The sequence below is a fragment of the Salipiger sp. PrR003 genome, assembly GCF_010500785.1.
Taxonomy (GTDB): domain Bacteria; phylum Pseudomonadota; class Alphaproteobacteria; order Rhodobacterales; family Rhodobacteraceae; genus Salipiger; species Salipiger pacificus_A.
Map to the genome: position 1 here is coordinate 199,864 of NZ_JAAGOV010000098.1, position 23,127 is coordinate 222,990.

Sequence of the window (23,127 nt, forward strand, 5' to 3'; positions counted from 1 at the left end):
CCGCGCCCCGGCGGCGCGGGAGACCCCGCAAAACCCCAGATCAACCCAACGACAGAACAAGAGGGTCCGACATGCATTTTGGACTGACCGAAGAACAGGAGATGATCGTCTCCACCGTCCGGAGCTTCGTCGAGAACGAAATCTACCCGCATGAGGCCGCTGTAGAGCGCAGCGGCGAGGTGCCCGCCGAGGTGGCACAGGAGATCAAGCAGAAGTGCATCGATCTCGGCTTCTACGCCTCCAACTTCCCCGAGAGTGTCGGCGGGCCGGGCCTGTCGCACCTGGAGTTCGCCCTCGTCGAGCGCGAGCTGGGGCGCGGCTCGATGGCGCTGACCCACTTCTTCGGCCGCCCGCAGAACATCCTGATGGCCTGTGAGGGCGCACAGGTCGACCGCTACCTGATGCCCGCCGTGCGCGGCGAGCGCATGGACGCGCTGGCGATGACCGAGCCCGACGCCGGCTCGGACGTGCGCGGTATGAAATGCACCGCCACCCGTGACGGCGGCGACTGGGTGATCAACGGCTCCAAGCATTTCATCTCCGGCGCCGATCACGCGGACTTCTTCATCGTCTTCGTCGCCACCGGCGTCGACGAGACCCCGCGCGGCCCCAAGAAGCGCATCACCTGCTTCCTTGTCGACCGCGACACCCCGGGGTTCGAGGTGGCGAAGGGCTACAACTCGGTCTCGCACCGCGGCTACAAGAACTGCATCCTCTACTTCGACAACTGCCGCCTGCCCGACGCGCAGGTGCTGGGGGAGGTCGATGGCGGCTTCGAGGTGATGAACGAATGGCTCTACGCCACGCGCATCACTGTGGCGACCATGTCGGTGGGCCGCGCCCGCCGGGTGTTCGACCACGCCGTGCAATACGCCGCCGAGCGCAAGCAGTTCGGCCAGCCGATCGGCAAGTTCCAGGGTGTCAGCTTCCAGATCGCCGACATGATCACCGAGATCGATGCCGCAGACATGCTGACGCTCTCCTCCGCCTGGCGCCTCGACCAGGGCCTGCCCGCCAACCGCGAGATCGCCTCGGCCAAGGTCTATGCCTCGGAAATGCTGGCGCGTGTTACCGACGCCGCGCTGCAGATCCACGGCGGCATGGGGTTGATGGACGAGCTGCCGATAGAGCGCTTCTGGCGTGACGCCCGCGTTGAGCGCATCTGGGACGGCACGTCCGAGATCCAGCGTCACATCATCAGCCGGGAAATTTTCCGGCCGCTGGGAGCCTAATCGATGGAGCCGCTCAGCCGCTTCCTTTCGCCAAAGGCCATCGCCGTCATCGGCGGTGGTACCTGGTGCGAAAGCGTGGTGCGCCAGTGCCGCGAGACCGGCTTCTCGGGGCCGATCTGGCCGGTGCACCCCAAGAAATCCGAGGTCGGCGGGCTGCCGGCCTACGCGGACCTCTCGTCGCTGCCAGGCGTTCCGGATGCCGCCTTCATCGGGGTCAACCGCGAGCTTTCGGTACAGATCGCCGGAGAGCTCTCGGCCATGGGCTGCGGCGGCGCGGTCTGCTTTGCCGCCGGCTTCAGCGAGGCGGTCTCGGAATTGGCCGACGGAGATGACCTGCAGGAGCAGTTGGTCGCCGCCGCGGGCAATATGCGGATCCTGGGACCGAACTGCTATGGCATGGTGAACGCGCTCGACGGCGTGGCGCTCTGGCCCGACCGGCACGGCATGTCGCCGGTGGAGAGCGGCGTCGCCGTCATTGGCCAGTCGTCCAACGTGCTGATCAACCTCACAATGCAGCGCCGCGGTCTGCCGCTGGCCGCGGTCGTGGCGGCGGGCAATCAGGCGCAGACATCCATGGCCGATCTCGGCATCGCGCTGCTGGAAGACCCGCGCATCACCGCGCTCGGGCTGCACATCGAGGGGATCAGCCACCTGCCCGCCTTCGAGGGGCTGGCCCGCCGCGCGCAGGAACTGGCCAAACCCATCGTCGCGCTGAAGGTCGGAGCGTCGCAGCAGGCGCAGGAGGCGGCGGTCTCGCACACCGCCTCGCTCACCGGCAGCGATGCCGGGGCGCGGGCGCTGCTGCGCCGGCTCGGGATGGCGCAGGTCGCCACGCCGTCGGAGTTGGTCGAGACGCTGAAGCTGCTGCATGTCATCGGCGGGCTGTCCTCTGCGCGGATCGCCTCGGCATCCTGCTCGGGCGGCGAGGCCTCGCTGATGGCCGACATGGGCGAAGTGGTGGGCGTCGAATTCCCTGCGCTGGACGATACCCAGAAATCCGCTCTGCGGGCGGCGCTCGGCCCGAAGGTCGCGCTGGCAAACCCCTTGGACTACAACACATATATCTGGGGCGACGAGGCGGCGCTGGAAGCCACTTTCACCGGCCTTTGCGACGCCGATCTGGCGCTCGGCTGCGTGGTGATCGACTACCCGCGCGACGACCGCTTTGCCGCGCCCGACTACGACCAGGTGCTGCGCGCGGTGGCCCGAACGAGACACACCACCGGCACGCCGATGGCCTTGGTTTCGCTGCTCGCCGAGGGGTTGCCCGAGCCGGTCGCTGCACGGGCGCTGGAGCTCGGCATCACCCCGCTCTGCGGCATGGGCGAGGCGCTGCGCGCGATTGGCGCCGCGGCACAGGTCGGCATGCGGTCCGCGGGCGGCAACCAACCAACCGAGCCGGTGCTGATGCCGATTAACGGCCATGGTGCCACCCGCATCTATCCCGAGGCGGAGGCCAAGGCGCTGCTCGCGGCAGCAGGCATCCGAGTGCCGAAATCCGACCGCGCCGACTGTGCCGAGACCGCCGGAGCCTGCGCCTCTGCCATCGGCTTCCCGGTCGTTCTGAAGGGCGAGGGCATCGCCCATAAGACCGAGGCCGGGGCCGTGGTGCTGAACCTCGACTGCCGCGAGGCGGTGATGCAAGCGGCGGCGGTGATGCCCGCGCAGAGCTTTCTCGTCGAAGAGATGATCACGGGCAGCGTGGCCGAGCTGCTGATCGGCGTGACGCGAGACCCGGCGCATGGCTTCGTGCTGACGCTGGGGCTGGGCGGTATCCTCACCGAACTCATTCGCGACACCTCCTCGCTGCTGGTCCCCGCCAGCCGCGAGGAGGTGCATCGTGCGCTCACGGGCCTGCGCAGCGGCGCGCTGCTCACCGGCTACCGCGGCCGCCCGGCGGCGGACATGGAGGCCGTGCTCGACACGATCATGGCGCTGCAGGAGCTGGTCAGCTGCCATGCGGACAACCTCCACGAAATCGAAATTAACCCGCTGATCTGTCGTGCCTCGGGCGCCGTTGCAGCGGATGCACTCATCAGGATGGGAGAGAGACAATGACCTCTTCGAACGTGCTCACCGAGCGCCGCGGCGCGGTGCTCGAGGTGACGTTGAACCGGCCCAAGGCCAACGCGATCGACATGGCCACCAGCCGCGAGCTGGGGGAAATCTTCACCAACTTCCGGGACGACCCCGAGCTGCGCGTGGCGATCCTCACCGGCGCGGGCGAGAAGTTCTTCTGCCCGGGCTGGGACCTCAAGGCCGCAGCCAGCGGCGAGGATGCCGACGGCGACTATGGCAAGGGCGGCTTCGGCGGCCTGCAGGAGCTGCGCGGCCTGAACAAGCCGGTGATCGCTGCGGTCAACGGCATCGCTTGCGGTGGTGGGTTGGAACTGGCGATCAGCGCCGACATCATCTTCGCCGCCGACCACGCCTCCTTTGCCCTCCCGGAGATCAAATCCGGCACCGTGGCCGACGCGGCGACCCTCAAGCTACCCAAGCGCATCCCCTATCACATCGCCATGGAGCTGCTCTACACCGGCCGCTGGTTCGACGTGGAGGAGGCGCATCGCTGGGGCCTGGTCAACCGCGTCGTGCCGGGGGCCGAACTGATGGCCGAGGCGCGCAAGATGGCGGACGAGCTGGCCGCCGGTCCGCCGCTGGTCTTCGCCGCGATCAAGGAGATCGCCCGCGAAGCCGAGGACATGAAGTTCCAGGACGCGATGAACCGCATCACCCGCAGCCAGCTCGAAACCGTCGAGCGGCTGTACCGCTCCGAAGACCAGAAGGAAGGCGCCCGCGCCTTCGCCGAGAAACGCGACCCGGTCTGGAAAGGCCGGTAACGAGACGACAGGAGACACCATGCCTCTTCAGATGAACCGAAAACCCTTCATCACCGCTGCGATCACCGGCGCGGGCGCAACGCAGGACAAGAGCCACCTCGTGCCGCGCTCGCCCAAGGAAATCGCCGATGCCGCCATAGACGCCGCCAAGGCCGGGGCCGCCATCGTCCACTGCCACGTACGCGACCCCGAGACCGGCGCGCCCTGCCGCGATCTGGACTACTACCGAGAAGTGACCGACCGCATCCGCGCGTCAGAGGTGGACGTGGTGCTGAACCTCACCGCAGGCGTCGGCGGCGATCTGACCTTCGGCGATCCCGAGAGGCCGATGCAGCTCGATACGCCGAACACAGACATGGCGGGCGCGACCGAGCGCATGGCCCACATCCGCGCCTGCCTTCCGGAGATCTGCACGCTCGACTGCGGGTCGATGAACTTCGGCGACGGCAATTACGTGATGACCAACACCACGGGCATGCTGCGCGCCATGGGCCAGCAGATGACCGAGCTCGGCGTGAAACCCGAGATCGAGGCCTTCGACACCGGCCATCTATGGTTCGCCAAGCAGCTGGTGAAGGAAGGCGTGCTGGAAAACCCGGCGCTGGTGCAGCTCTGCATGGGCGTCCCGTGGGGTGCGCCGAACGACCTCAATACCTTCCTGGCGATGGTCAACAACGTGCCCGAGAGCTGGAATTGGTCGGCCTTCAGCCTTGGCCGCGATCAGATGCCCTATGTGGCGGCGGCGGCACTGGCAGGCGGCAACGTCCGGGTCGGGCTGGAGGACAACATCTACCTCGAGCGCGGCGTGCTGGCGACCAACGCGCAACTTGTCGAGAAGGCAGCAAGCCTGCTGAGCAACATGGGCGCCTCGCTGATCGGGCCGGAAGAGGTGCGCGCGCAGCTTGGCCTCGTGAAGCGCGCCGCCCCCGCGGCTCCGGCATGAGCCGCGCCGCGATCATCGGCGGGGGCGTCGTCGGCGGTGGCTGGGCCGCGCGCTTCCTGCTCAACGGCTGGGACGTCGCAGTCTTCGACCCCGACCCCGAGGCGGACCGCAAGATCGGCGAGGTGCTGGACAATGCCAGCGCCGCGCTGCCCGCGCTCTATGCCCGCCCGTTGCCGCCCGAGGGCAGCCTCACCTTTGCCGCCTCGATCTCCGAAGCGGTGGCGGGCGCGGACTGGGTGCAGGAGAGCGTCTCGGAGCGGCTAGAGCTGAAGCACAGGGTGTATGACGAGATCACCGCGGCGCTGCGCGTGGGTGATTTCATCGCGTCCTCGACCTCGGGCTTCAAGGCCAGCGACCTCGCCTCCGGCGGTGCGCCGGTGGTGGTGGTGCACCCGTTCAACCCGGTCTACCTGCTGCCTCTGGCGGAAATTTCGGGCGATCCGACACTTTGCGACAAGGCCGCCGAGGTGGTTACCTCGATCGGCATGCACCCGCTGGTTCTGCGTAAGGAGATCGACGCCTTCATCGGCAACCGCTTCCAGGAGGCGGTCTGGCGCGAGGCACTGTGGATGCTGAAGGACGGCATCGCAACCACCGCCGAGATCGATGACGCGATCCGCATGAGTTTCGGCCTCCGCTGGGCGCAGATGGGGCTCTTCGAGACCTACCGGATTGCCGGCGGCGAGGCAGGAATGCAGAGCTACATCGCGCAGTTCGGCCCGACCCTCGACTGGCCCTGGACAAAGCTGACCGATGTGCCCGAGCTGAATGCGGCGCTTGTCGAAACCATCAGCAGCCAGTCCGACGCCCAGTCGGGCCATCTTGGCATCCGGGAACTGGAGCGGCTGCGCGACGACAATCTTGTCGCCATCCTGCGCGGCCTCCGCCGTACCGGCAGTGGCGCGGGCGGAGTGCTTCTGCGGCACGAGACATTGCTGGACAGGGGTGGCGAGCAAGACGGTCTGCCGATCACCCTGCGCCAGTCGGTACCGGTCACCTGGACGGACTACAACGGTCACATGAACGAGGCCGCCTATCTCGAGCTGGGCACCTGGGCCACCGACGGGCTGATGAAACTCGTGGGCGCGGATGACGCCTATGTCGCCTCGGGCAAGAGTTTCTTCACTGTCGACACCCGCATCCGCTACCTGAGTGAGGCGCATCGCGGGGACCTCCTGACGGTGATCACACAGGTGCTGGAGGGCGCGGGCAAGAAGATGAAACTCTTCCACCGGGTGACAAAACCCGATGGAACCCTTGCGGCCACGCTCGAAACCTTGCTTGTTCACACCGACCTCACCACCCGCCGCGCATGCCCGCCGGAGCCGCAGGTGGCGCAGGCGCTCGAAACCCTGGCCGCGGCCCACGCCGGGCGCCCCGCCGAGGGCGCCGGTGGCGCCGTCGGCCAACGCAACTGAAGACCGGAGACACCGATGACCATGTCCCCTGAAGAGAAACAGACCCGCGAAGAGCTCGCCGCCTGCTACCGGCTCGCGGCGCTGCACAGGTTCACAGACCTGATTTACACCCACATCACCGCGCGCGTGCCGGGCGAGGACGGGCATTTCCTGATCAACCCCTATGGCTGGCGCTGGGAAGAGATCACGGCCTCCTCGCTGGTGAAGATCGATGTCGACGGCAACAAGGTCGACGGCAGCCCGCAGCGGGTGAACCCGGCGGGCTTCACCATCCATTCGGCGGTGCACATGACCCGGCATGACGCGGCCTGGATCATGCACACCCATACCCGCGCGGGCGTGGCGGTCTCCTGCATGGAAGAAGGGCTGCTGCCGCTCAACCAGATTTCGCTGCAGTTCCACAATCGCATCGGCTACCACGACTTCGAAGGCATCGCGCTGGATCTGGAAGAGCGCGAGCGCATCGTCGAGGACCTCGGCGATCACCCGGTGCTGATGCTGCGCAACCACGGGCTCATCGCCACCGGCCGAAGCGCCGCCGAGATGTTCAACAACATGTTCTACCTCGAGCGCGCCTGCGAGATTCAGATCGCCGCCACCTCCAGCGGTCGGCCGCTGCGCATGGTCAATGACGAGATCGCCACCCGGGTGCACCAGCAGTACGTGCAGATGAACGAGGAAGATGGCGATCTCGAACTCGAATGGCAGGCGCATCTGCGCTCGATCGAAGGCGTCGGCCCCGACTTCCGCGGCTGAGCGAGCGACGGGCCTCTTACGCAAGCGCCTCGGGAATGGACTCTCGGCGAGGCGCGCTAGATCCGCCGAAAAGGTGGGCGTGGCCTGCCAGCGGGCCAAGACAGAAGGAAGGCAATCCAATGAAACAGGTGACAATCAAAGCGCCGGGCGGTCTCGACAATCTCGTCACGAGCGACACCGCGGAGCCTTCGGCTCCGGCGGCCGGTGAAATTACCGTGCGCCTGCGCGCCAGTTCGCTGAACTACCACGACTACCGGGTCTGCGCCGTCGAGGGCGCGCTGCCCGACGGTCGGATCCCGATGGCCGATGGCGCGGGCGAGATAGAGGCGGTCGGCGCAGGTGTCGAGGGCTTCGCAGTCGGCGATGCTGTGGTGTCCTGTTTCTTCCCCGACTGGCAGACCGGCGACGATCGCCCTAGCGATTTCTCGACCACGCCGGGTGACGGGCGCGACGGCTACGCCCGTGAGCGGGTCACGCTGCCCGCCTCCTGGTTCACCCCTGCGCCCGCGGGCTGGAGCCACGAGGAGGCATCGACGATCACCACCGCCGGGCTGACCGCCTGGCGCGCGCTGGTGGTCGATGCGGGGATCAAGGCAGGCGATACGGTCGCGGTGCTGGGAACCGGCGGCGTGTCGATCTACGCGCTTCAGCTTGCCAAGGCGATGGGTGCAACGGTGATTGCGACCTCGTCGTCCGACGCCAAGCTCGAGCGCCTGCGCGCGCTCGGGGCGGACCACGTGATCAACTACCGCACCACGCCCGAATGGGGCGAGGAGATGCGCCACCTCACCGGCGGGCGCGGCGTTGACATCGTGGTCGAGGTCGGCGGTCCGGCGACGCTGGCACAATCCATCGTTGCGGGGCGCCCGGGGGCACATATCGCACTGATCGGCGTGCTCACCGGGCGCTCCGGCGAAATCCCCACGGCATTGTTGATGGCGCGCCAGCAGCGGCTTCAGGGACTGATCGTCGGCTCGCGCCAGCACCAGCTCGACTTCGTCAAGGCGCTCGAGGCGCTGAAACTCCACCCAGTGATCGACCGCAGCTTCGCGCTGGCCGATCTCGCCGAGGCCTTCCGCTACCAGGAAAGCGGCGCGCATTTCGGCAAGATCTGTGTGACCATGTGATCTCGCGCCGGTCGCGGCATGGGCGCGACCGGTTGCCGCGCGCGGGCGCCGATCCGGCGGATGGCAGAGCCGGCGGCATGGCGTCTATTGTACATTTGTGCAATAAGAATCCCGATCAATGAAAGGGAGACAGCCCCATGCCCGCGCAGTCACCAATCCTCGGTGTATACCTCAGTGCAACGGCGGACCTGGATGCGCTTTACGGCGCAGCGCTGCGACAGTGTGCGACGGATGTCTTGCTGCGCCGCCCCGACCAGATCGACCGACCCGAGGACGTGCGCTTCGCGATTTGCTGGGAGCCGGGAGAGGGGGCTTTCGCGCCTTATCCGAACCTTGGGCTCGCCATGTCGGTCGCGGCGGGCGTCGACGCTTTGCTGGCGCATCCCGGACTGCCCGACGCTGCCGTCGTCGCGCGGGTGCGTGATCCGCATCAGGCCGAACTGATGGCGGGCTATGCGGTGCATGAGGTGTTGCATTACGAGCGCGGCTTCGCCGAGATGGCGCGCAATGCCGCCAAAGCCCGGTGGCTTCCGCTTCGGATGAGGGCCCCGGGTTCGGTGCAGGTTGCGGTGCTGGGACACGGGACCATGGGCCGGGCGGTGGTGACCGGGCTGCGGGCCTTGGGATTTTCGGTACGCGTGGCCTGTCGCGGCGAACCGGCAGAGCGGCTGCCGGGTGTGAGCTATCTTTCCGGGCCGGGCGCCGTGGCGCGTGCGGCCGAGGGTGCACAGTACCTCGTCAATGTCCTGCCGCTGACGGCCGAGACCGAGAACGTGTTGGATGCGGCGCTCTTCGCGCGGCTCGCTCCGGCGGCGAGTCTGGTGCAAATCGGTCGTGGCGAGCACCTTGTGGAGACCGATCTCGAGGCGGCACTGGACAGCGGCCAACTGGCGGCGGCGACGCTGGATGTCTTCCGCGAGGAGCCGCTGCCGCCTGAGCACCGCTTCTGGCAAGATGCGCGGCTGCGGATCACCCCTCATGTGGCCAGCGACTCTCTGCCCGAGGTGGTGGCCGAGCAGGTGGTCGAGACGGCGCGGGCGCTGCGCGACGGGCGCCCGATGGGCTGTGCGGTGGACCGGGCGCGCGGCTACTGACCTTCTCGGGGCGGGCTCAGCGCCCGCTCGGCACCCGCCCCTCCATCCAGCGCAGCAGCAGGGTCAGAGTGCCGCTCAGGCACAGGTAGATCGCGATCAGCAGCAGCAGCGGCTCGTAGGTGAGGTAGGTGTCCTGCCGCACGCGGGTGATCACTGCATAGAGGTCGGTGACGGTGATTGTCGCGACCAGTGGCGTCGCCTTGAGTTGCAGGATGATCTCGCCCGCCAGCGTGGGCAGCGCGCGGTGCATGGCGCGGGGCAACCAGACCCGGCGGAACACTTTTAGCGGAGACATGCCAAAGGCCCGGGCAGCCTCGAGTTCGCCCCGCGGCACCCCAGCGAAGGCGCCGCGCATCACCTCGCCCTCGTAGGCGGCGAAGGAGAGGGCCAGTGTCAGGAAACCGTAGGGCCAGGCCTGCCGCAGGTAGGGCCAGAGCCAAGAACCGCGAATCTCGGGGAATTGCGCGAAGAGTGCGCCGAGGCCGTAGTAGATCAGCCAGAGTTGCAGCAGCAGCGGCGTTCCGCGGATCACCGTGCAGAAGCCGGCCGCCAGCCAGCGCAGGGGCGCCGGACCGGCGACCTGCACCGCGCCGAGCGGCAGCGCGAGCGCGAGGCCGGCGGCGATGCTCGAACCCAGAAGCGCCAGGGTCACCAGCAGTCCGTGGCCGATCTTGGGCAGGTAGGCGGGCAGCCAGCTCCAGTCCATCTGGGTGAGAATCGCCGCGAGCGCCGCCAGCGCCAGCGCCGCCAGGGCCAGGCGGTGCGGCATCAGCAGCGGCGCGAGTCGGGCGCGCAGGGGCAGCGCAGGGGCGGGGAGGATCGGAGAGGCGATGTTGATATCGGGCATGGGGCGCTCCTCAGGCGGCGGCCGGCAAGCCGCGGCGGGCGCGCCGTTCGAGCCAGCGCAGGCCGAGGTTCGAGATCAGGGTGAGCGCGAGGTAGAGCAGCCCCGCGGCGACGAAGAAAAGGAAATACTCGCGCGTCGCGGCGGCGGCCTGCTTGGTCACCAGCGTCAGCTCGGAGAAGCCGATCACGGCGAGCAGCGCGGTGTCCTTGGTGGCGATCATCCACAGATTCGCCATGCCGGGCAGCGCATGCGGTGTCATGGCAGGCAGGGTCACCCGGCGCAGCACCTTGAGCGGTGACATGCCGAAGGCCTGCGCGGCCTCGATCTGCCCGGGCGGCACGGCGCGGATGGCGCCGCGGATCACCTCGGTGGCGTAGCCGCCCTGCACCAAGCCGATCACCAGGATACCGGCGCTGAGGCCGTCGATGTCGACACCCTCGCGGCCCAGGGTGGCCATCAGCTTGTTCAGCAGATCGGTGCCCACGTAGTAAAAGAGCAGCATCAAGACCAGCTCTGGCACCGCGCGGATGAGCAGCGTGTAGAGTTCGGCGATATCGCGCAGCACGCGCCCGCCGTAGAGCTTGGCGGTGGCACCGAGCAGGCCGATGACGATGCCGAGCAGATAGCCGCCTGCCGCCAGTTCGACCGAGCGCAGGAACCCGGCGAGGAGCGCGCCGCCCCATCCCGGTGACGTGAGGGCGAGCAGGCTGAAATCGAAAGCATCGAACATCGTGCGGCGGCGTCCTTGATTATTGCAGTGCCCGGGCCGCGACGGTCGTGTCGCGGCCCGGGAAGGCGGCTTAGCTGCCGTAGATGTCGAGACCTTCGAAGTAGGGCTCCGAGATCTTGTCGTAGGTGCCGTTCTCGCGGATCGCCGCAATGCCGGAGTTCACCCGTTCGAGCAGCTCGCTGTCCTCCTTGCGAAGGCCGACGCCGACCCCTTGACCGAGGATCGCCGGGTCGCTGTTGACCGCGCCGCGGTACTCACAGCAGGCCGCGCCGGCTTTGGTGTCGAGGAAGGGCATCATCGCCAGCATGTCGCCGATCACCGCGTCGATCCGGCCCGCGGCGAGATCCTGCAGCTCTTCGTCCACCGTGGGGTAGCTGCGGATGTCGGCGGCGGTCTCGGAGAAATGCGTGCGGGCGTAGGTCTCGTGGATGGTGCCCACCGAGACGCCGAGATAGGCACCCTTGACGCCCTCGGGGGTGGGCTCGACCTTGCTGTCCTTGAGGGCGATCACGCCGGTCGGCGTGTCATAGTACTTGTCCGAAAAGGCGATCTGTTTGGCGCGTTCCTCGGTGATGCTCATCGAGGCGACGATCATGTCGATCTTGCCGGTGTTGAGCGCCGGGATGATGCCGTCCCAGGCCACCGGGGTGATCTCGCAGTCGGCCTCGATCTCGGCGCAGAGCGCGTCGGCAAAATCGATCTCCCAGCCGCTCCAGCTGCCGTCCGAGGCAGGGCTGTAGAAGGGCGCATAGGGCTCGGCGGCGATGCCGACCTTGTAAGGCTCTGCGAGGGCCGGGGCGGCGAGCGTGGCGGCGGCAGTGGCGGCAAGCGCGAGTGTTCTGAACATGGTCTCTCCTCTGTTGGTCTTGTCGTGCACCCGCGCGGTCAGGCGATCGAGCGGATGAATTGCTGCAGGTGCGGCGAGCGTGGGTCGCCGAAGATCTGTTCTGGCGAGCCCTCCTCCTCGATCCTGCCGTCCTTCAGGTAGACGACGTGGCTCGCCACATCGCGGGCGAAGCCCATCTCGTGGGTGACGAGGATCATCGTGCGCTTCTCGGCGGCGAGGTCGCGGATCACACTCAACACCTCGCCGACCAGTTCGGGGTCGAGCGCCGAGGTCGGCTCGTCGAAGAGCATCGCCAGCGGCTCGACCGCCAACACGCGGGCGATGGCGCAGCGCTGCTGCTGGCCTCCGGACATGTGGGCGGGGTAGGCGTCTTCCTTGTCCGCCAGCCCGACGCGGTCGAGGACCTGACGGGCGCGGGCGACGGCTTCCTCCTTGGGAATGCCGAGCACCTGCATTGGAACCTCGATCACATTGCCGAGCACTGTGCGATGCGGCCAGAGGTTGAAGTTCTGGAACACCATGCCGAGCTGGGCGCGGATGCGCTGCAACTGCGCGCGGTCCGAGGGCTCGAGCCCGCCGTCGCGGGTGGGGCGCATGGCATAGGGCTCGCCATGGATGGCGATCCGGCCGGCGCTGGGGGTCTCGAGCATGTTGATGCAGCGCAGCATGGTGGACTTTCCCGAACCCGAACCGCCGATCACCGCCACGACGTCGCCGGGGCGGGCGGTGAGCGAGATGCCCTTGAGCACCTCGAGACGTCCGAAGTGCTTGTGCAGGTCGCGGATCTCTACCGCCGGCGTGGCGTCTTTCATGGCTGTCCCTCTGCCGAATCCGGACGATCCCGGGTGGCTGCATCCCTTGCAATTTCTTCGCTGTTGTACGACTGTAAAACAAATCTCGACGAGGAAGTCAAAGTGACCATACGGAATGCGCGTGACAGGATGCTCTTGGCGGCGGGAGGCCGGGCGTGACCCGGCGTGTCTATAGCCGCCTGTCGCAGGACCGTCGCCGCACCGACCTGCTCGAGGCGACGCTCTCCTGCGTCGCCGATCTCGGGCTCGACAAGGCCGGGGCGCGGCAGATCGCCGAGCGCGCCGGGGTCTCGGCGGGGCTGATCCGTCACTATTTTCCCTCGAAGGAGGAGATGGTGCGCGCCGCCTACGCCTACCTCATGGGACAGATGACCGCCGCCGCCGAAGATTCCGGGGCCGGCGGCGCGCAACCGCCCGACGCGGCGCTGGCGGAATTCATCGCCGCCAACTTCGCGCCGCCCAGCCTTTCCGGGGTGAAGGTCTCGCTCTGGGCTACTTTCGTGGGCCGCGTGCGCGTCGATCCAGCCTATGCCGACATCCACCGCGAGGGCTACCGCGAGTTCCTCGACCTGCTTGAAGCCCGCATCCACCCGGTGCTCTTGGCGCATGGCTGCCCGGCGGACCCGGCCCGGTGCAAGCACCTGGCCATCGCGCTCAACGGGTTGATCGATGGCCTTTGGATCGAGGGGTCGCTCGGCCACGGGCTTTACGATGCGCGGCGGCTCTCTGGCATCGCGCTCCAGGCCGCCGAAGGCATCATGAGGCTGCCCGACACCACGCTGACGCGCCACCTGGCGCTCGAAGACGAAAGGACCTGACATGCGGTATGCCGCGATCACCGAACGCCTGCGCACCCTCGGCGGAGACAAATGGGCGGTGCACAACGCGGCCCGCGCGCGGCGCGACGCGGGAGAGGACATCCTCGAGCTGACCATCGGCGAGCCCGACATCGCCCCGGACCCCGCGCTGATCGAGCGCTGCGTCACCGCGCTGCGCGCAGGCCGCACGCAATATTCCAACGGGCGGGGCGAGCCAGGGCTGATCGATGCGCTGGTCGAGGCCTACCGGCCCCGGCAGCCGGATATCGGACCCGAGAACGTGCTGTGCTTTCCCGGCACCCAGACCGCGCTTTTCACCGTCATGCTGGGGCTGGTGGGGCCGGGCGAGGGGGTGCTGATCGGCGATCCCTACTATGCCACCTACGAGGGCGTGGTGGCCGCCGCCGGTGGCCACGTGCAGCCGGTGCCGCTGCGCATGGACCGGGGTTTCGTGCTGCAGCCGGACGACCTGCGCGCGGCCATAACGAAAGACAGCCGGGTGCTGCTGCTCAACACGCCGCACAACCCGACCGGCGCGGTGATCAACCGCGCGACGCTGGAGGCTCTGGGGGAAATCTGCGCCGAGCACGACCTCTGGATCGTCTGCGACGAGGTCTACGCGGAGTTGATCTTCGAGGGCAGCTTCGCCTCGCCGCTCGAGATCGCGGCGCTACGCGAGCGGGTGGTCGTGGTTTCTTCGATCTCGAAGAGCCACGCGGCCACGGGCTTTCGCAGCGGCTGGGCCATCGGCCCGGCGGACTTCTGCGCGGCTGTGCTGCCGGTCTCGGAAACGATGCTGTTCGGCAACCAGCCTTTCATCGCGGACATGACCGAGGCCGCCCTGCGCGGGGCCTTTGATACCTCGGAGCGGATGCGCGAAGCCTTTGGCCGGCGGGCCCGCATGCTCTGCGACCGGTTGAACGATGTGCCGGGTCTTTCGTCCCAGATGCCGCGCGGCGGCATGTTCCTGATGCTCGACGTTTCGGGAACGGGGCTCGATGGCGAGGGCTTCGCCTGGCGGTTGCTGGAGGAGCAGGGCGTGGCGGTGATGCCGGGCAGCGCCTTCGGCAGCAACGGCACGGGGCTGGTGCGTGTGGCGCTGACGGTTCCGGACGCAGAGCTCGCGCTGGCCACGCAGCGGATCGAGGCGCTGTGTCGGACGCTGATCGGGCGCGCCGTCGCCTGATCGATGGTGCCGGGTCGGCAGCTCGATGCCCCTGCCTATTGGGCGGTGGCAAGGCTGCGCGTGACGGGTGCGCGTCTACTCATCCATGGGTCGACCTTGTCCGAGAGATTGACCGCCCCACAGCCTGCGGCAGCGAGACGGGGATGCACTCTTTCGGGCCATGCGCCCGACGCGGTGAGTGACGGCGCCCTCATTTGCATGGAACTGACCGCCAGCACGGGGCACCGCCTGGGCCTCAGATATGGACGCGTGTCGCTGGCCCGCGGTCAGGTGAACTTTCGTCGAAGGTATCCGATATACGCCGTGGGGTCCGAAGCCGTCTTCCCCAGTCCGTCCAGGATTTCCGCCCGGCTGCGGCTCCGCCCGTGCCGCCAGACATCTGCCTTCAGAGCCTCGCGCAGCGGACCCGTCTCGCCGCGCCCGAGTCCGGCCGCGATCTCGGGCCGATGGTTGCGGTAATGCTCCATGATCTGCGCGGCGGTGATATTGCCAATGGTGTAGGTCGGGAAGGAGCCGATGTAGCCCGAGGACCAATGCACGTCCTGCAGGCAGCCGAGGCCATCGTGCGGCACCTCCACCCCGAGATCCTCGCGCATGGCGGCGTTCCAGACGTCGGGCAGGTCGGCGGGGTCGAGGCTGCCTTCCATCAGCGCCATCTCGAGGCGGACGCGCAGCATGATGTGGAAATCATAACTCAGTTCGTCGGCCTCGACCCGGATCAGTCCGGGCTCGACACGGTTGACCGCCGCGACGAACTCCTCTGCGCTGACATCCGAAAGCTGCTCGGGGAAATGATCGCGCAGGGTGCCGAAGTGGTGCTGCCAGAACTCCGGCGCGCGGCCGACGTGGTTTTCCAGCAGGCGCGATTGGCTTTCGTGCATCCCGAAGCTGGTGCCGCCGACGGCGTAGAGGCCGATCATGTCGGTGGTCATGGCGCTGCGGGTGAAGCTCGGGTCGACGCCCATCTCGTAGAGCGCGTGGCCGGTCTCGTGGATCGAGCCGAAGATCGACATCGGCAGGTAATCGGGCCGCCAGCGCGAGGTGATGCGCACGTCGCCGCGGGTCATGCTGATCTCGAAGGGGTGCACCGCCGTGTCCAGTCGCCCGTGGGCGAAGTCATAGCCCAGCTCGGCAACCAGCGCGCGGCAGAAGGCCTGCTGCTGCGCAACGGGATAGTCGCGGTAGAGGAACTCGGTCCGGGGCTTGGGTTTGCCGAGCGCGCTGTCGAGGATCGGCTTCTGCGCGGCGCGCAGCCGGTCGAAGAGCGCGGCAAGGCTGGCGGCCGTCTCGCCCGGTTCGAAGGCGTGGACCATCGCGTCATAGGGGTGCGCGCCAAAGCCGCTCGCCTGCGCGACCTGCCGCGCGAGGTCCAGCATGGTCTGAAGGTAGGGTTTGAAGAGGGCGAAATCTCCGCTGGCGCGCGCCTCGGCCCAGACCGCGCCGGCGAGGGCGGATTGCTCGGCCTGGCGGCGCAGCAACTCGGCGGGCAAGGCGGCGTGCCAGCGGCGCGCGGCCTGAACCGCCTGCGCCGCGGCATCCTCGCCGGTGCCGAGCGCGGCCTCTGCCGCGGCTTCCATTGCCGGGTCGAGGATCATCTCGCGGGCGATGCCCTTGAGCGTGGCAAGCTGGTGGCCGCGGGTTTCAGCCCCGCCGCGCGGCATCATCACCCGCGCGTCCCATTGCAGCGCGTTGACGCTGCAGAGCACGTCGTTGAGCTGGGCGACACGGGTCGAGAGATCGCTGGTCATGCCGCCACCTCCGTCGCGCCGGTGCCGCCGTCGTGCAGGTGGCAGGCGACGGAATGGCCGGTCTCGGGGGCCGCGAGCCGGGGGACCTCGGTGCGGCAGCGCGGCCCGGCGAAGGGGCAGCGCGGGTGGAAGGCGCAGCCCTTGGGCGGGTTCAGCGGCGAGGGGATCTCGCCCTTGATCGGGTGAAAGGCGGCGCGGCCGGTACCGAGCGTGGGCACTGAGGCGAAAAGCGCCTCGGTATAGGGGTGCATCGGGCGGGCGTAGAGCCGTGCGGCGCTGGTCAGCTCGACCACCCGGCCAAGGTACATGATCGCCACCCGGTCGCAGACGTGGCGCACCACGGAAAGGTCGTGGCTGATGAAGAGCGCGGTGAGGTCGAGCTCGCGGCGCAGGTCGATGAAGAGGTTGAGCACCTGCGCCTGGATCGACACGTCGAGCGAGGCGACCGCCTCGTCGAGCACCAGGAGTTCGGGCTCCATGGCGAGCGCGCGGGCGATGGCGATGCGCTGGCGCTGGCCGCCCGAGAATTGGTGCGGCAGGCGGTCGGCGTAGGCGCCTTCAAGCCCGACCTGTTCCAGCAGCTCGGCGACGCGGGCGCGCAGGCGTCCGGCCTCCACGATGCGGTGGACGCGCGGGCCCTCGGCGATGGTCTCGCCGACCTTCATGCGCGGGTTGAGGCTGGCAAAGGGATCCTGATGGATCATCTGCACGCGGGTGGTCAGCTTTTCTATGCCGTGATCCGCGCCCCGGGCGACCGGCTTGCCGCCCAGCAGGACCGCGCCCTCGGTCGGGGCGTAGATGCCCGACACGATCCGCCCGAGCGTGGACTTGCCGCAGCCGGATTCCCCGACGATCCCCAGCACCTCGCCGCGCGTCACCTCGAGCGAGACATCGGTCAGCGCGTGCACGGTGCTTTCCGAGCTGCGCCCGGTGATCCGGTCGATGCCGCGGCCCAGCAGGCCCGGCTTGCGGCTGAACCGCTTCGAGACAGTGTCGATCTTCAGCAAGGGGTCGGTCATGTCGCCTCCAGCGGGTGATGGCACAGGACGTGGCGGCCGTGCGCCTCGTGCAGGGGAGGGGCGGCGGCGCAGGCCTCGGTGGCGAAGGCGCAGCGCGGGCGGAACGGGCAGCCGGAGGGCAGGTTCGCGAGCTGCGGTGTCGCGCCGGGGATCTGCGGCAGCTTTGCGCCGGGCTCGTGCAGGCTTGGCACGCTGTCGATGAGCCCGCGGGTGTAGGGGTGGCGCGGGTTGCCGATCACCTGCGCGGCGGTGCCGCTCTCGACGATGCGGCCCGCGTACATCACCGAGATGTCGTCGGCGAGCGAGCTGACCACGGCGAGGTCATGGGTGACCCAGACGACGGCGGTGCCGGTCTCGTCGGCAAGGCGGCGCACCTCGGCGAGGATCTGCCCTTGGATCGACACGTCGAGCGCGGTGGTCGGCTCGTCGGCGATGATCACCGCGGGTCGGTGCAGCAGCGCCATGGCGATGGCGACGCGCTGGCGCATCCCGCCCGAGAGCTGGTGCGGATAGGCCTGCAGCCGTTCGGCGGGGGCGGGAATGCCCACGGTCTCGAGCGCCTGCCGGGCGCGGTCCCAGGCGGCGCGCTTGCTCATCTTCTCGTGCACCCGCACCGCCATGGCCATCTGGTCGCCGATGCGCAGGACCGGGTTCAGGGTCATCATCGGATCCTGGAAGACCATCGACACCTTGCTGCCGCGCATCCGGCGCAGCGCGTCGGGCGAGAGCGTTCGCAGGTCGGTGCCCTGCACCAGCACCTGACCGCCGGTGACGCGCCCCGGCGCGTCGATCAGCCCGAGCACGGAAAAGCCGGTGACGCTCTTGCCCGACCCACTTTCGCCGACCAGCCCCATGATGCGCCCCGGTTGCACCGAGAAGCTGACGTCGTTGACGGCGGTGACCGGGCCCTTACGGGTTTCGAAGCGGGTGGTGAGGCCGCGAACCTCGAGCGCGGCGGTCATCGCTGGCCTCGCGGATCGAGCACGCTGCGCACCTGGTCCCCGACGAGGTTGATGGCAACCACGGTGATCATCAGGAATATCCCCGGATAGATGGACAGCCAGTAGCGGTCCGAGTGGATGTACTTGAAGCCGTTGGAGATCAGCGAGCCGAGCGAAGGCTCGGTCAGCGGCAGGCCGACCCCGAGGAACGAGAGCGTGGCCTCTAGCGCGATGGCGCTGGCGACCTGCACGGTGGCGACCACGATCAGCGGCGGCATGACGTTGGGCAGCAGGTGCCGAAAGAGCACGCGGCGGGTCGGCAGCGGCGTCGAGCGCGCGGCCTCGATGTAATCCTTGCTGCGCTCGACCGTGGCGGCGCCATGGGTGGTGCGGGCGAAATAGGCGTATTGCGCGACAACCAGCGCGAGGATGATCTGCCCGACGCCCTGTCCCAGCATGGCCACCAGCACCAGCGCCAGCAGGATCGCGGGCATCGAGAGCTGAAGATCGACGATGCGCATCAGCAGGCTTTCGACCCGGCCGCCGAAATAGGCCGCGGTGAGCCCGACGCAGATGCCGGTGAAGAGCGCCAGCGCCCCCGCCGAGAGGCCGATGACGAAGCTTGTGCGCAGCCCGTAGAAGATCGCCGAGAGCATGTCACGCCCGGCGTTGTCGGTGCCGAGCAGATGGGTGTAGCCGCCCGAGCCGGTCTCGCCCGGATGCAGGAAGGCATCCATCCAGTCGAGCGCGGCCATGTCATAGGGATCCTGCGGCGAGACCAGCGGCGCGCCGAAGGAGACGAAAGCCAAGACCAGGATCACCACCAGCGAGGCCACCGCCACCGACGAGCGGCGGTAGTCGGCCCAGAAATTGCGCAAGCGCTGCGCGCGGGTTTCGACCTCGGGTGCGGGTGGCAGGGGCAGGCTGGCCTGCGGCATGGGAGCGGTGTCGGACATCAGGCTTTCCCCTTGAGGCGCACGCGCGGGTCGAGCCGGGCGTAGACGAGATCGACCACCAGGTTGATCAGCACGAAGAGGATCACCACCAGCACCAGGTAGGTGACCATTACCGGCCGGTCGAGCTGCAGGATCGAGTCGATGATCAGCTTGCCGACGCCGGGCCAGGTAAACACGCTCTCGGTGACCACGGCGAAGGCGAGGGTCGAGCCGAGCTCGAGGCCGAAGACCGTGACGATCGGGATGGAAATGTTGCGCAGTACGTGGCTGAAGACGATCTGCCGGTCGGGCAGCCCCTGCGCGCGGGCGAATTTCACGTAGTCGGTCTGCATGGCCTCGACCATGCCGGCGCGGGTGAGGCGGATCAGCAGGCCCATCTTGAAGAGCGACAGGTTCAGCGCCGGCATGATGACATGGCTCCAGCCGTCGGCGGTGGCCAGCGAGGTGGGGATGCCGAAGAGGCTGCCGACATCGCCGCGTCCACCAGAGGGCAGCCAGCCGAGATTTACCGCGAAGGCCATGATCAGCAGCATGCCGATCCAGAAGGTCGGCACGGAAAAGCCCAGAACCGACAGCGCCATGATCGCGCGGGCTCCGAGGCTCCCGGGCTTGTAACCCGCGTAGAGCCCCGCCGGGATGCCGATGAAGGTCGCGATGCAGACCGAGACGAAGACCAGCTCCAGCGTCGCGGGCAGGCGCGAGAAGACCAGATCGACCACCGGGATGTTGTAGACCATCGAGGTGCCGAGATCGCCCTGGGCGACGTTCGAAAGGAAGGTGAAATACTGCCGCCAGAGCGGCTGGTCGAGCCCGTACTGGGCGATCAGCTTGGCGCGGATCTCCTGCGTCGCGCCGGGGTCGATCAGCACGTCGATCGGGTTGCCGATGGCGTAGACGCCGACGAACACGATGATCGACATGGCGAAGACCACGACCACGGCCTGGGCTAGACGCCTGGCGAGATATCCTAGCATTGGGGCCTCTTGTCGGTGACGGCGCGCAGCGGAAGCGGCCCGCCGCGCGGTTGCAGGCAGGGGCGCCCGGGCGGGCGCCCCTCTATCAGCGGAGCGTCCGGATCACTTGGCCGGCCAGATTTCGTAGGCGCGGGTCTCCTGATCGACGCGCGGCGTGAACTCCAGAGAGGAAGCATCCGCCGCCCAGACCGTCTGCAGGATGACCGTCGGGATCAGCGCCCGGTCTTCCATCGCGATGTAGGATGCCTGCTCGTAGAGCTTGCGGCGTGCCTCCGGGTCGAGCGTCTGCGCTCCCTCGTCGAAGACCTTGTCGAACTCGGGGTTCGAATAGCCGGTGCGGTTGAAGTTGCCGAAGCCCTTCTCCTCGTCCGGGGTGTGGGTCAGCGCGCCGTAGGTGTAGGCGGCCTCGCCGGTCAGCGTGCCCCAGGCGGACATGGCCATGGTGTATTCCTTGCGCGCCGCGGCAGGGAAGAAGACGGTGCCGTTGAGCGCCTGCGCCTTTACCTTCAGCCCGAGCCGCGACCACATCTGGGCCAGCGCCTCGCAGACCACCGCGTCACCCGGGACACGGTTGTTGGTGCAGGTGAAGTCGATCTCGAACCCGTCGGGATAGCCGGCTTCCGCCAGCAGCGCCTTGGCCTGCTCGATGTCGTATTCACGCGCGCCGATCTCGTCGGAATAGCCGAAGAAGCCCTCGGGCATCAGCTGGTTGGCGGGGGTGCCGAGGCCTTCGAGGACGACATTGACCAGCACGTCGCGGTTGATAGCGAGGTCCAGCGCCTTGCGCACGCGCACATCCTGCAGCGGGTTGCCGTCGACCGGCTCGCCGTTGAGCGTGATCGGCTGCGGCTCTTCGTCAACGACCGAGGGCTGCACGTTGAGGATGTAGACCGAGTCCGAGATGAAGGTCTCGAGGCCGGAATCATTCTTCATCGCCAGGTAGTCGGAGGCGGGCACGTAGTTGATCATGTCGACCTCGCCCGAGCGCAGCGCGGCGACGCGGGCGGCATCGTCGGGGATCTCCTTGCGGATGACCTTGTCCCAGGCCGGGGTGTCGGCCCAGTATCCGTCGAACTTCTCGAGCACGAGATCACCCTTGGGCTGCCAGGAGACAAAGGTGTAAGGGCCGGTGCCGATGGCCTTGGCGCCCGAGTTGAACTCTTCGTTGCGCGCCTCCATGCCGGTCTCGGAGGGAACGACGAAGAGGCGGGTGAAGTCGTTCGGCAGGGCCGGGGCGATGCCCTTGGTGTGGACGCGCAGCGTGTAGTCGTCGACCACTTCGACGCTGTCCACGTACTTGGTGTAGAGCGTCATCGACATCGGGCCGGTGACCTCGGGGATTCGCTCGATCGAGAATTTCGCGTCCTCGGCGGTGAAGTCGCTGCCGTCGTGGAATTTCACGCCTTCGCGCAGCTTGAAGTCCCATGTGGTGTCATCGACGGCTTCCCAGGACAGGGCGAGGCCGGGCTTGAGCTGCAGGTTGTCGTCCACATCGACGAGCGTGTCATAGATGTGGCGCAGGGCCTCGGCCTGGCTGCCGAGGGTGGACCAATGTGGGTCGATGGAATCGGGACCGGCGCGCAGGCCGATCACCAGATCATCGGCCATGGCCATCGGGGCCGTGCCCAGCAGGGCCAAAGCCGCGACGGCGGACTTGAGTGTCGCTCGTGTCATCTTGAAACTCCCTTGTTGTGTTATTTGATGTTGATACACTGAGGTGAGTTGTTGATACGGTCAAGAAAATGTTGATACGGGTAGCTGCGAAGAGAGTGGCTGCATCAATAATGGGCACGGAAAAACATAACACTTGGCAGTTAAAGTGTTTAAATGCATTGTGACGAAATGAGCAAGAAACAGGCCCAACTTGATCAATCCCTGAACCGCATCGCCGAGGCGATCGACCGCGAGTCGTCGGTACAGGTCTCTGTCCAGCTGCGTGGGGCGCTGGAATTCGGAATCGCCTCGGGCGAGCTTCCCGCCGGGGCGCGGCTTCCCTCGGTGCGGGTGATGGCGGCGCGGCTCGGTATCTCGCCGGTCACCGTCAGCACGGTCTACGCGACGCTGCAGGAGGCGGGGCACTTGGAAGGACGGGTGGGCTCGGGCACCTTCGTGTCTGCCGGGGCGGCGGTCACCTGCGCCACGCAGCTGCGCAAGCTCGACGAACTTGTCGCCGAGCTGATCCGGGTGGGCAAGCAATGCGGCTTCAGTGCCGACGACCTGGCCACGCGGGTCTCGACCGCGCAGTCCCGCAAGCGCCGGGCGCTGCGCATGATGATGCTCGGCAACTTCCACGACGCGACCGAGGCCTATGCCGCCGCGCTGCGCCCGCGCCTTGCGGAAGGCGACGAGATCGTGCCGGGCGTGCTTTCCGAACTTCGCGGCGCGCCGCCGCAGGATGTCGATCTGGTGGTGGCCCCGCGCACCCTTCTCGGCGCGGCGCGCGAGCTGTTTCCCGGCGTCGCGGTCTACGGGCTGACGCTGATCCCGGACGAGGCGACGCGGGTGTCTCTGGCCTCGCTGCCCACGGAAGCGCGGGTGGTCGGCTATTCCTACTTCCCCGAGTTCGTCACCATCATGAAGGCGGGCATCCGGCGCTTTGCGCCGCATGTGTCGGATGTCTCGATGGCAGTGCGCGGCGAGCCGGGCGCCGAGGCGCTGATCGCCGAGGCCGATGTGCTCGTCTACGCCACCGGCACCGATTACCTGCGCGACAATCTGCGGCCGGGCCAAACCGGCTTTGAATATCGCCACACCCCCGACAACCAGTCGGTCCGGACCGAGCTTCTGCCGGCCATCGAGGACCATCGCCTGCGACTGACCAGCAAGAAGGAAGACTGAC

21 protein-coding genes are annotated in these 23,127 nt (G+C 67.8%); 11 read left to right on the forward strand and 10 right to left on the reverse strand.

Annotated elements, in window-relative coordinates; all coding sequences use genetic code 11:
- Positions 1 to 71: 71 nt before the first annotated feature.
- The 8 genes from G0D83_RS29160 to G0D83_RS29195 all read left to right on the forward strand — a co-directional run bounded on the left by G0D83_RS29160 (position 72) and on the right by G0D83_RS29195 (position 9,410).
- Complete coding sequence (locus G0D83_RS29160) at positions 72 to 1,232, forward strand: acyl-CoA dehydrogenase family protein (RefSeq protein WP_164198002.1); 1,161 nt, start codon at positions 72 to 74, stop codon at positions 1,230 to 1,232.
- Positions 1,233 to 1,235: 3 nt separating this feature from the next.
- Positions 1,236 to 3,290: an acetate--CoA ligase family protein gene (locus tag G0D83_RS29165; RefSeq protein WP_164198004.1), complete on the forward strand. Its 2,055-nt coding sequence runs from the start codon at positions 1,236 to 1,238 to the stop codon at positions 3,288 to 3,290.
- Entirely contained in the window at positions 3,287 to 4,072 is a 786-nt protein-coding gene (locus tag G0D83_RS29170) for a carnitinyl-CoA dehydratase (protein WP_164198006.1), read from the forward strand. Before G0D83_RS29165 ends, G0D83_RS29170 begins: the two co-directional genes overlap by 4 nt.
- Positions 4,073 to 4,091: 19 nt before the next feature.
- Positions 4,092 to 5,015, forward strand: a complete 924-nt coding sequence (locus G0D83_RS29175) for a 3-keto-5-aminohexanoate cleavage protein (protein WP_164198008.1) — start codon at positions 4,092 to 4,094, stop codon at positions 5,013 to 5,015.
- Positions 5,012 to 6,433 carry a carnitine 3-dehydrogenase gene (locus G0D83_RS29180; protein ID WP_164198010.1) on the forward strand — a complete coding sequence of 474 codons (1,422 nt, stop codon included), beginning with the start codon at positions 5,012 to 5,014 and terminating at the stop codon, positions 6,431 to 6,433. The genes G0D83_RS29175 and G0D83_RS29180 overlap by 4 nt, the downstream gene beginning before the upstream one ends.
- 21 nt (positions 6,434 to 6,454) lie before the next feature.
- Positions 6,455 to 7,189: a class II aldolase/adducin family protein gene (locus G0D83_RS29185; RefSeq protein WP_164198075.1), complete on the forward strand. Its 735-nt coding sequence runs from the start codon at positions 6,455 to 6,457 to the stop codon at positions 7,187 to 7,189.
- 119 nt (positions 7,190 to 7,308) lie between these two features.
- Positions 7,309 to 8,316 (forward strand): NAD(P)-dependent alcohol dehydrogenase, encoded by a 1,008-nt coding sequence (locus G0D83_RS29190; RefSeq protein ID WP_164198012.1) that lies wholly within the window; start codon positions 7,309 to 7,311, stop codon positions 8,314 to 8,316.
- Positions 8,317 to 8,453: 137 nt separating this feature from the next.
- Complete coding sequence (locus G0D83_RS29195) at positions 8,454 to 9,410, forward strand: NAD(P)-dependent oxidoreductase (protein ID WP_164198014.1); 957 nt, start codon at positions 8,454 to 8,456, stop codon at positions 9,408 to 9,410.
- 16 nt (positions 9,411 to 9,426) lie between these two features.
- On the opposite strand, the gene G0D83_RS29200 is transcribed toward G0D83_RS29195, so the two are convergent.
- From G0D83_RS29200 to G0D83_RS29215, 4 genes are all read right to left on the reverse strand, one after another.
- A complete protein-coding gene (locus tag G0D83_RS29200; RefSeq protein WP_164198016.1) occupies positions 9,427 to 10,257 on the reverse strand; it encodes an ABC transporter permease in 831 nt (276 codons plus the stop codon).
- 10 nt (positions 10,258 to 10,267) lie between these two features.
- Positions 10,268 to 10,987: an ABC transporter permease gene (locus G0D83_RS29205; protein ID WP_164198018.1), complete on the reverse strand. Its 720-nt coding sequence runs from the start codon at positions 10,985 to 10,987 to the stop codon at positions 10,268 to 10,270.
- Positions 10,988 to 11,057: 70 nt separating this feature from the next.
- Positions 11,058 to 11,834, reverse strand: a complete 777-nt coding sequence (locus tag G0D83_RS29210; protein WP_164198020.1) for a transporter substrate-binding domain-containing protein — start codon at positions 11,832 to 11,834, stop codon at positions 11,058 to 11,060.
- 38 nt (positions 11,835 to 11,872) lie between these two features.
- Positions 11,873 to 12,646 (reverse strand): ABC transporter ATP-binding protein, encoded by a 774-nt coding sequence (locus tag G0D83_RS29215; RefSeq protein WP_164198022.1) that lies wholly within the window; start codon positions 12,644 to 12,646, stop codon positions 11,873 to 11,875.
- Positions 12,647 to 12,801: 155 nt separating this feature from the next.
- Between G0D83_RS29215 and G0D83_RS29220 the strand changes: the two genes are divergently transcribed.
- Both G0D83_RS29220 and G0D83_RS29225 read left to right on the forward strand, forming a co-directional pair.
- Positions 12,802 to 13,464 (forward strand): TetR family transcriptional regulator C-terminal domain-containing protein, encoded by a 663-nt coding sequence (locus G0D83_RS29220; protein WP_108970162.1) that lies wholly within the window; start codon positions 12,802 to 12,804, stop codon positions 13,462 to 13,464.
- A 1-nt stretch (position 13,465) separates the two neighbouring features.
- Positions 13,466 to 14,650 (forward strand): pyridoxal phosphate-dependent aminotransferase, encoded by a 1,185-nt coding sequence (locus G0D83_RS29225; RefSeq protein ID WP_164198024.1) that lies wholly within the window; start codon positions 13,466 to 13,468, stop codon positions 14,648 to 14,650.
- A gap of 266 nt (positions 14,651 to 14,916) precedes the next feature.
- On the opposite strand, the gene G0D83_RS29230 is transcribed toward G0D83_RS29225, so the two are convergent.
- The 6 genes from G0D83_RS29230 to G0D83_RS29255 form a co-directional block, all read right to left on the reverse strand.
- Complete coding sequence (locus tag G0D83_RS29230; protein WP_164198025.1) at positions 14,917 to 16,398, reverse strand: carboxypeptidase M32; 1,482 nt, start codon at positions 16,396 to 16,398, stop codon at positions 14,917 to 14,919.
- Complete coding sequence (locus G0D83_RS29235) at positions 16,395 to 17,417, reverse strand: ABC transporter ATP-binding protein (protein WP_164198027.1); 1,023 nt, start codon at positions 17,415 to 17,417, stop codon at positions 16,395 to 16,397. The genes G0D83_RS29230 and G0D83_RS29235 overlap by 4 nt, the downstream gene beginning before the upstream one ends.
- On the reverse strand, positions 17,414 to 18,379 hold the full coding sequence (locus tag G0D83_RS29240; protein ID WP_164198029.1) for an ABC transporter ATP-binding protein: 966 nt from the start codon (positions 18,377 to 18,379) through the stop codon (positions 17,414 to 17,416). Before G0D83_RS29240 ends, G0D83_RS29235 begins: the two co-directional genes overlap by 4 nt.
- Positions 18,376 to 19,314: an ABC transporter permease gene (locus G0D83_RS29245; protein WP_203595136.1), complete on the reverse strand. Its 939-nt coding sequence runs from the start codon at positions 19,312 to 19,314 to the stop codon at positions 18,376 to 18,378. Before G0D83_RS29245 ends, G0D83_RS29240 begins: the two co-directional genes overlap by 4 nt.
- Positions 19,314 to 20,288, reverse strand: a complete 975-nt coding sequence (locus G0D83_RS29250; protein ID WP_108970156.1) for an ABC transporter permease — start codon at positions 20,286 to 20,288, stop codon at positions 19,314 to 19,316. Before G0D83_RS29250 ends, G0D83_RS29245 begins: the two co-directional genes overlap by 1 nt.
- Positions 20,289 to 20,390: 102 nt before the next feature.
- Positions 20,391 to 21,962: an ABC transporter substrate-binding protein gene (locus tag G0D83_RS29255; RefSeq protein WP_164198030.1), complete on the reverse strand. Its 1,572-nt coding sequence runs from the start codon at positions 21,960 to 21,962 to the stop codon at positions 20,391 to 20,393.
- Between the two features lie 168 nt (positions 21,963 to 22,130).
- On the opposite strand from G0D83_RS29255, the gene G0D83_RS29260 reads away from it, so the two are divergent.
- Positions 22,131 to 23,126, forward strand: a complete 996-nt coding sequence (locus tag G0D83_RS29260) for a GntR family transcriptional regulator (protein ID WP_164198032.1) — start codon at positions 22,131 to 22,133, stop codon at positions 23,124 to 23,126.
- Position 23,127: the final 1 nt, after the last annotated feature.

Coding starts and splice junctions, on each gene's coding strand:
- G0D83_RS29225 (WP_164198024.1), top strand. CDS start 13,466: ATGCGGTATGCCGCGATCACCGAACGCCTGCGCACCCTCGGCGGAGAC.
- G0D83_RS29230 (WP_164198025.1), bottom strand. CDS start 16,398: ATGACCAGCGATCTCTCGACCCGTGTCGCCCAGCTCAACGACGTGCTC.
- G0D83_RS29250 (WP_108970156.1), bottom strand. CDS start 20,288: ATGCTAGGATATCTCGCCAGGCGTCTAGCCCAGGCCGTGGTCGTGGTC.
- G0D83_RS29190 (WP_164198012.1), top strand. CDS start 7,309: ATGAAACAGGTGACAATCAAAGCGCCGGGCGGTCTCGACAATCTCGTC.
- G0D83_RS29170 (WP_164198006.1), top strand. CDS start 3,287: ATGACCTCTTCGAACGTGCTCACCGAGCGCCGCGGCGCGGTGCTCGAG.
- G0D83_RS29175 (WP_164198008.1), top strand. CDS start 4,092: ATGCCTCTTCAGATGAACCGAAAACCCTTCATCACCGCTGCGATCACC.
- G0D83_RS29240 (WP_164198029.1), bottom strand. CDS start 18,379: ATGACCGCCGCGCTCGAGGTTCGCGGCCTCACCACCCGCTTCGAAACC.
- G0D83_RS29215 (WP_164198022.1), bottom strand. CDS start 12,646: ATGAAAGACGCCACGCCGGCGGTAGAGATCCGCGACCTGCACAAGCAC.
- G0D83_RS29165 (WP_164198004.1), top strand. CDS start 1,236: ATGGAGCCGCTCAGCCGCTTCCTTTCGCCAAAGGCCATCGCCGTCATC.
- G0D83_RS29235 (WP_164198027.1), bottom strand. CDS start 17,417: ATGACCGACCCCTTGCTGAAGATCGACACTGTCTCGAAGCGGTTCAGC.
- G0D83_RS29160 (WP_164198002.1), top strand. CDS start 72: ATGCATTTTGGACTGACCGAAGAACAGGAGATGATCGTCTCCACCGTC.
- G0D83_RS29255 (WP_164198030.1), bottom strand. CDS start 21,962: ATGACACGAGCGACACTCAAGTCCGCCGTCGCGGCTTTGGCCCTGCTG.
- G0D83_RS29180 (WP_164198010.1), top strand. CDS start 5,012: ATGAGCCGCGCCGCGATCATCGGCGGGGGCGTCGTCGGCGGTGGCTGG.
- G0D83_RS29205 (WP_164198018.1), bottom strand. CDS start 10,987: ATGTTCGATGCTTTCGATTTCAGCCTGCTCGCCCTCACGTCACCGGGA.
- G0D83_RS29185 (WP_164198075.1), top strand. CDS start 6,455: ATGTCCCCTGAAGAGAAACAGACCCGCGAAGAGCTCGCCGCCTGCTAC.
- G0D83_RS29200 (WP_164198016.1), bottom strand. CDS start 10,257: ATGCCCGATATCAACATCGCCTCTCCGATCCTCCCCGCCCCTGCGCTG.
- G0D83_RS29245 (WP_203595136.1), bottom strand. CDS start 19,314: ATGTCCGACACCGCTCCCATGCCGCAGGCCAGCCTGCCCCTGCCACCC.
- G0D83_RS29195 (WP_164198014.1), top strand. CDS start 8,454: ATGCCCGCGCAGTCACCAATCCTCGGTGTATACCTCAGTGCAACGGCG.
- G0D83_RS29260 (WP_164198032.1), top strand. CDS start 22,131: ATGAGCAAGAAACAGGCCCAACTTGATCAATCCCTGAACCGCATCGCC.
- G0D83_RS29210 (WP_164198020.1), bottom strand. CDS start 11,834: ATGTTCAGAACACTCGCGCTTGCCGCCACTGCCGCCGCCACGCTCGCC.